8 protein-coding genes are annotated in these 6,550 nt (G+C 73.3%); 1 reads left to right on the top strand and 7 read right to left on the bottom strand.

Going from position 1 to position 6,550, the window contains the following annotated elements; translation table 11 throughout:
* Positions 1-132: 132 nt before the first annotated feature.
* On the bottom strand, positions 133-1,311 hold the full coding sequence (locus ACIBJF_RS51240) for an acyl-CoA dehydrogenase family protein (RefSeq protein WP_399184769.1): 1,179 nt from the start codon (positions 1,309-1,311) through the stop codon (positions 133-135).
* 99 nt (positions 1,312-1,410) lie between these two features.
* Positions 1,411-1,782, bottom strand: a complete 372-nt coding sequence (locus tag ACIBJF_RS51245; RefSeq protein ID WP_366487203.1) for a ferredoxin — start codon at positions 1,780-1,782, stop codon at positions 1,411-1,413.
* Between the two features lie 156 nt (positions 1,783-1,938).
* On the opposite strand from ACIBJF_RS51245, the gene ACIBJF_RS51250 reads away from it, so the two are divergent.
* Positions 1,939-2,304 carry a DUF6479 family protein gene (locus tag ACIBJF_RS51250; RefSeq protein WP_399184770.1) on the top strand — a complete coding sequence of 122 codons (366 nt, stop codon included), beginning with the start codon at positions 1,939-1,941 and terminating at the stop codon, positions 2,302-2,304.
* Positions 2,305-2,412: 108 nt separating this feature from the next.
* Here ACIBJF_RS51250 and ACIBJF_RS51255 read toward each other — a convergent pair whose 3' ends face one another.
* From ACIBJF_RS51255 to ACIBJF_RS51275, 5 genes are all read right to left on the bottom strand, one after another.
* Positions 2,413-2,865 carry an RpiB/LacA/LacB family sugar-phosphate isomerase gene (locus ACIBJF_RS51255; protein WP_399184771.1) on the bottom strand — a complete coding sequence of 151 codons (453 nt, stop codon included), beginning with the start codon at positions 2,863-2,865 and terminating at the stop codon, positions 2,413-2,415.
* Between the two features lie 84 nt (positions 2,866-2,949).
* The gene (locus ACIBJF_RS51260) at positions 2,950-4,479 is read right to left on the bottom strand and encodes an ANTAR domain-containing protein (RefSeq protein ID WP_399184772.1); all 1,530 of its coding nucleotides are present in this window, start codon (positions 4,477-4,479) and stop codon (positions 2,950-2,952) included.
* A gap of 121 nt (positions 4,480-4,600) precedes the next feature.
* On the bottom strand, positions 4,601-5,059 hold the full coding sequence (locus ACIBJF_RS51265) for an STAS domain-containing protein (protein WP_399184773.1): 459 nt from the start codon (positions 5,057-5,059) through the stop codon (positions 4,601-4,603).
* A 115-nt stretch (positions 5,060-5,174) separates the two neighbouring features.
* Positions 5,175-6,083 (bottom strand): glycosyltransferase family 2 protein, encoded by a 909-nt coding sequence (locus tag ACIBJF_RS51270; protein ID WP_399184774.1) that lies wholly within the window; start codon positions 6,081-6,083, stop codon positions 5,175-5,177.
* 16 nt (positions 6,084-6,099) lie between these two features.
* Positions 6,100-6,315 carry a hypothetical protein gene (locus ACIBJF_RS51275; RefSeq protein ID WP_399184775.1) on the bottom strand — a complete coding sequence of 72 codons (216 nt, stop codon included), beginning with the start codon at positions 6,313-6,315 and terminating at the stop codon, positions 6,100-6,102.
* Positions 6,316-6,550: the final 235 nt, after the last annotated feature.

Below are 6,550 nucleotides of genomic sequence, written 5' to 3' on the forward strand. Positions count from 1 at the left end.
ACCGGCCACAAGCCGCGAGGAGCAGCACTGGGCGCAGGCTTCCACCTGCACGCTCATGCTTCCCCACCAAAGTGGGCAGAACCCACGCTGGACCTTACGGTTCACATGGGATCGCTTAGCTGATTAGAGACGCTACCGCCGCACCCTCGGCATCCCCAGGCCGATCCAGGAGATGATCTCGCGCTGGATCTCGTTGTTGCCGCCGCCGAAGGTGAAGATGACCGCCGAGCGGTAGCCGCGCTCGAGTTCGCCGTGCAGGACGGCGCCCGCCGAGCCCTCCTTCAGCGGGCCCGCGGCCGCGACGATCTCCATGAGCCAGGCGTAGGCGACCCGGCGGGCCTCGGAGCCGTAGACCTTGACGGCCGAGGCGTCCTGCGGGGTGAGCGTGCCGTTCTCGACGGCGCTGACCATCTGCCAGTTGAGCAGCTTCAGCGCGTCGAGCCGGGTGTGGGTGCGGGCGAGCAGCCGGCGCACCCAGGGCAGGTCGGCGACCCGGCGGCCGTCGGCGAGCTTGGTCTCCATGGCCCAGCGCTGCACGTCGTGCAGGGCGCGGATGGCCATGGTGCCGTGCGCGGCGAGGGTGACGCGTTCGTGGTTGAGCTGGTTGGTGATCAGCCGCCAGCCCTGGTTCTCCTCGCCGACGCGGCGGGAGACCGGGACGCGGATGCTCTCGTAGTAGCTGGCGGTGGTGTCGTGCGAGGCGAGCGTGTTGATGACGGTGCAGGAGTAGCCCGGGTCGGAGGTCGGCACCAGCAGCATGGTGATGCCCTTGTGCGGCGGGGCGGCGGGGTCGGTGCGGGTGGCCAGCCAGACCCAGTCGGCGGTGTCGCCGTTCGTCGTCCAGATCTTCTGGCCGTTGACCACGTACTCGTCCCCGTCCCGTACGGCCCTGGTCTTCAGGGCGGCGAGGTCGGTGCCGGCGTCGGGCTCGCTGTAGCCGATCGCGAAGTCGATCTCGCCGGAGAGGATGCGCGGCAGGAAGTAGGCCTTCTGCTCCTCGGTGCCGTACCGCATGAGCGTCGGGCCGACCGTGTTCAGCGCCATCAGCGGCAGCGGTACGCCGGCCTGCGCGGCCTCGTCGAAAAAAATGAACTGCTCCATCGCCGTCATGCCGCGCCCGCCGTACTCCTCGGGCCAGCCGACGCCGAGCCAGCCGTCGGTGCCGAGCCGGCGGATGGTTGCGCGGTAGAACCGCTTCTGCGCGATCGGGTCGGCGTATCGGGCGTAGGCGTTGTCCGGGACCAGCTGTGCGAAGTAGGCGCGCAGGTCGGCGCGCAGTCGCTGCTGCTCGGGCGTGTGGTCGAGGTGCACGGCGCCTCCAGGCTCCCCAAGGGCGGTCCTGACGGCGCACACCGTAGAACGTGTTTCAGAAATAGGGAATGACGAGCCCCGGGGGAATTCCGCCGACGGTCACACCAGGCTGTGCAGGAACTCCGAGCAGGCGTCGGCGCAGGACCGGCAGGTGGCCGCCGCCGACTCGGCGCCGGGCTGCTCGTCGAAGGCGCGGGCGCACTCCAGGCAGACCGAGCGGCACCACTCCAGCCGGACCCGGATCTCGCCCTCGTCCTGCCGGCTCTCCTCGCACAGCACGTGGCACGTCGCGTCGCACACCTCGGCGCACATGATGCCCAGCCTGCGCACCCGCTCATGGCGCTCGGTGCCGTCCGGGTCGACCAGGCTCGCGCGCACCGCGCAGGCCCGGGCGCACTCCGTGCACGCCTGGGCACAGGCGAATCGGTCCTCCAGGAACCGGTAGAGCTGCTGTGAAGTAGGCGTTGTCACACCGTGCGGGTAGCCGGGGCGCAGGCCCACAAACCACCGTGCCGCACCGGATCGCGCCCCGGTACGCGTGTCCGGGAGGGCGGCGTCGCCATGCGTTCGCCACCAGTCACGGACAGTGTCCGGTTCGTCCGGTTCTGACCGGGGTATTCCTGTTCTATGGATACCGCATCGATGCAGCTGGCCGCAGCGAGCGGCCTCATGAGCCTCGTCCTGTTCGTCGTGGCCGTGGGCGTCCTGGCGCTGCTCGCCGGCGGCTTCTGGATGACCTCCCGCGTCAAGTACCGCGAGTCCCCTCGGCCGCGGCCCGAGGAACAGCCCAAGCTGCCGCCGGACGGCCCGGTGCGCGAGGTGCGGCAGAACAGGGACTACGAGGAGGTCCCCGAGACCCCAAAGGGCGGCCGGCCGCTCACCCCGTACGACCTGAGGAACCAGGACTCCCGGCCGAGCGAGACGAAGGAGCGTCCGCGCTGGAGCCGGGGTTCCAGCGGCTCCTTCGGCGGCGGCGGACTCGGCGCCCACTGACTCCCATCCGCCGAACGACCGACTTCCCCACCCGCTCGACACCCGATCGACCACCGAACCCGAACACCGCGACACTCCTGCCGGCCCGCGCCGGCCAGCCGTACGCCCCTAGGAATTCCGGGCGGCGTCCAGGCGGCCGACGCGGGCCACGTTCTGCCGGTCCTCGGGGTCCTCGCTGGGCTCACCGGCGAACCAGGCGTCGAGGATCTCCTTCAGCAACGGTCCGGAGGTCAGGCGCAGGCTCAACGCGAGGACGTTGGCGTCGTTCCAGCGGCGCGCGCCGTCCGCCGTGACGGCGTCCGTGCACAGTGCCGCGCGCACGCCGGGCACCTTGTTGGCCGCGATGGAGGCACCCGTGCCGGTCCAGCAGCACACCACAGCCTGATCGGCGACGCCCTCGGCCACGTCCCGGGCGGCCGCCTCCGAGCAGGCCGCCCACTGTGCGTCGGCCCCGGGCCGCAGCGCGCCGTGGGTCCGCACGTCGTGGCCGCGCCGCCGAAGGTCTTCGACGAGCGAACGGGCCACGGGTTCGTCCATGTCGGAGGAGACGGAGATCCGCATACCGGTGAGGTTAGTGCCTGCGGCGTGGTGAGCGCTCCCCGCACCCGGGATAGGACCATGCGCCCCGAGCTGTGATCCGTGCGGTCAGGGGTGCTCCGGCCGCTGCGCCGGAGGCACGCCTCCGCCTTCGCCGCCGCCCTTCTCGCCCTTGTCCGAGCCGTGCGGGCGGCCGCCCGCGGCGCGCTCGGCTTGCTGCCGGGCCTTCATCTGGCCACTGTCCTGCGGGGTGGCGCCGCCCTTGTCACTGCGCCGCTGTTCGGGCTGCTGCGGATTCGACATGCGCCGGACTCCCTCCGGGTGGTGCCTGGTGCCTACGGGCTCCGGGTTCCCAGGCCGGCACCGGTCACCCGCTCCGTCCTCGACGGGCGCGGCTGAGCCGGTCACCGTCCGGTGGAGGTGTTCGAGGGCGTCCAGAAGCACCGTGCGGTGGTACCAGCTCAGCCAGGACGCCGTGTCGGAGGCCAGCAGACCGAGGGCCTCGGCCTGGGCGGCGGTCGGCCGGTGCCCGCCGTCCGGCCACTGCAGCGTGATCACGCCGGTGCAGGAGCCGGCCGAGGACAGCACGGGAACGCTCTGCAGCGCGCCGGTGCCCGTGCTCAGCAGGACACGCCGGGCCTCCTCGGAGAGCAGCGCGTCGGCGGACACGTCGGGCACGCTCACCCGGCGTCCGCGCAGCCGGGCGAGCGCGTCGGCCGTGCCCTCGTCCCGGCCGCGCACGAGCAGGTCGAGAAACGTGTCCGTGCAGCCGTAGTGGGTCTCCAGCATGAGTGCGTTCACGGCCGGGTCCACGAACCGTACGTACCCGGCCGGCGCCCGCCCGATGGCCAGCGCCTCGTGCAGCACGGCGTCGATCATCTGCCGCCGGTAGCGGGGGTCGCGGCCGTCGCGGGCCAGGATCCGCAGCGGCGGCACGGGCAGGGAGCGGCGGCCCGGGAACCACACCTCGCCATCGGGCGGCCGGGCCACGACCACGGCGGAGACGAGGACGCGCAACGGCACGTTGAACCGCTGGGAGGCGTCGCGCAGCGCCCGGAAGGCGGTGCCGGAGTCCGGCAGCCCGTAGCGGACCATGAGCACGCCCTGGGCCATGCCGATGACCGGCGCCGTACGCACCCGGGCGCGCAGCGCGCGCACCTCCTTGCTCAGGTCCTCGTAGCTCGGCCGCAGCGGGTCCGCCATCTGCGACCGCCAGGCCGGCAGCTCATCGACCCGGGAGGCGGCCCGGGCCAGCTCCCGCATCGCCTCGTCGAGGGTGGCGTAGAGCTGGACGCCGTGCAGCCGGGCGAGGTGCACCGCCTCGCGCACCCCGGGCCGGGCCCGGACGATGATCAGGTCCGGGCGTCCGGTGCGTGCCCGGGTCGCCTCGCTGAGCGTGTGCAGCACCGCGGCGCCGCCGAGCTGCACATGGGCCATGTCCAGGACGGGCCGCAGCCCCGCGCGGTCCGCCTGTTCGAGGTGGCCGCGCAGCTCCGCCGACCAGGCTTGGGCGCCTGCGGCGTCGAGGCTGCCGGACATGCGCAGCAGCAGTGCGGCCTCGGCGGGCAGCCCGTCGACCACGGAGGACTCGATGACGAGCGGCGCCGGGGCGGCGGAGGGGTCGGAGGAGGGATTCATGGCATCACCCGGACAAGACGGCGCGACGAACTCGGGCGGCCTCTTCCTGACCTGTGTGCACAGTAGGGGCGCGGCCCTCGGCCGCGCCCTCCACCGCGCCGGCCGGGGCGGGCCGGTGTGCTCACCAACCGGTGCCGCCGGGCCGTGGGCCGGCCCGCTTGCGGGCCTCCAGGGAGTTCACGGCGGACGCCATGGTGGCGTGCACCCGTACGCCCGGCAGTCCCGCCGCGCGCAGCGCCTCCCGCACATGGGGCCGGGGCTGTACGACGGGCAGGGCGCGGCCGGAGAAGGCCAGGACCCCGGTGGCCCGGTCCACGGCCCGCACCGCGGCCGCGCAGGCGAGATACACCTCGGTCATGTCCAGCACGGCGTGTGCGTCGGCCCGCTCGGCCTGGGCGATGTGCTCGGCGAGCGTCTCGGAGAACTCCATCGCGTTGGTGGCGTCGACGGTGCCCCGGGCCTTCAGGACGCTGACGGTGCCGGCCTCGGGCCGGTGCTCGTGCACGGTCTGCAGGAGCAGCGGGGCCGGGCCGCCGGGGCGGACCCGGGCGCGGGACTGCTGACCTTTTTCCATGGGCATCGGGCTTCCTGGGCGCAGAAGGATCAGCCAGCCGCTTCTTGACCGGGATGTTCACTCTGCCCCCGCCCCACGCGTGACGCAACGATTCTCCAAGGGCGTGTCGCATCGGGGCGGGTCAGCCGACATACCGCCGGGCGAGTGAGGTTCGGCGGGCCCTCTCCAGCGCCGCCAGCCGCTGCTCCAGCTCGGGCGGCACCGGGTCGCGCTGGCGCAGCACCCATGGCAGCCCGGCGGTGGCGTGGGCGAAGGCGCGCGCTGAGGCGATGTCCCGGGGCACGGTGCGCATCAGATGCCCGGTGCGGCGCAGCGCGGGCAGCAAGGGGCGCCGCAGCCAGGTGAACCACAGGGTGTTGCGGATCCCGAGGACCCGGCGGGCCGTGCTGTCGCGCAGCCGGGAGGCCCGGTGGTGGACGGTGAGGTCCTCGGCGTAGGCGAGCCACCAGCCCTGTCGCAGCAGGTCGCAGGCGAGCAGTTCCTCCTCGCCGCCGAGCCACAGGCCGGGATGGAAGCCGCCGCCGGCCCGGAAGGCGTCGGTGCGCAGCACGGTGGCGCCGGCGAGGAAGGAGCCGAGGGCCGGTCCGGGGAGCCAGTCGGGTCCGCGCAGCGGGGACTCGCGCAGCTCCCGTACGACGGGATCCTCGGTGCCGTCCGGTTCGACCACGATCCGCGCGGTGAGGGCGGCGAGCCGGGGCCGGGCATCGAGCAGGTCGGCGGCGCGCCGCAGGCTGCCGGGCTCCCACCAGGTGTCGTCGTCGCAGAAGGCGACGTAGGGCGTGCGCACGTGCCGGACGGCGAGGTTGCGGCCGACGGCCCCCAGGTTGCGGTGCGGACGCAGCAGCGTCACCTCGGGGAAGTCGCGGGCGACGGCCTCGGCGGTGCCGTCGGCCGAGGCGTTGTCGGTGACGATCACGCGGGGGCTTTCGGGCAGCCGGCGCAGCAGCGCGAGGGTGCGCAGCAGTTCGGCGCGGCGGTCGTGGGTGATCACGACGACGGTCGTACGGTCGTCGGGCCTGGTCCCGGTCATCGCGGGGGGGGCCTTCCTACGGGCGTCCGGCCGCCTGCCGGTCGAGCAGGCGGGCGGCGTGTTCGACGTGCGGGGGCAGGGTGTGACGGCGGGCCAGGGTGGCCGGGAGCCGTAGCAAGGTCTCCTTCAGGGCACGGCGCGCACCGGGACGGCCCGCCGCGGCCGCCGCGGCCAGGTCGGTGCCGGCCCGCAGGACGACGGGCCAGGGGCGGCGCAGACAGGTGGTCAGCACATGGTTGCGCCGGAAGAGGAAGGGGCGGCCGGTGCGGCCGTCGGTCTCCGGGAGGTGGCGGGCGCGCAGGGCGGGTTCTTGAAGTTCTCCCCTCCCTTCGCAAGCTCGGGAAGGGGATTCCCGTCTACCTTTCGGCGACGGGCTTGACGGTTTTACCCGCCCTGCGACCGCGCCTTCCGGCGGCCGGGATCTCCGTGATGACGTGGCCGATCCGATACAGGTGCAGGATGTTCCG

The organism is Streptomyces sp. NPDC050743 (assembly GCF_044456925.1).
Taxonomy (GTDB): Bacteria; Actinomycetota; Actinomycetes; order Streptomycetales; family Streptomycetaceae; genus Streptomyces.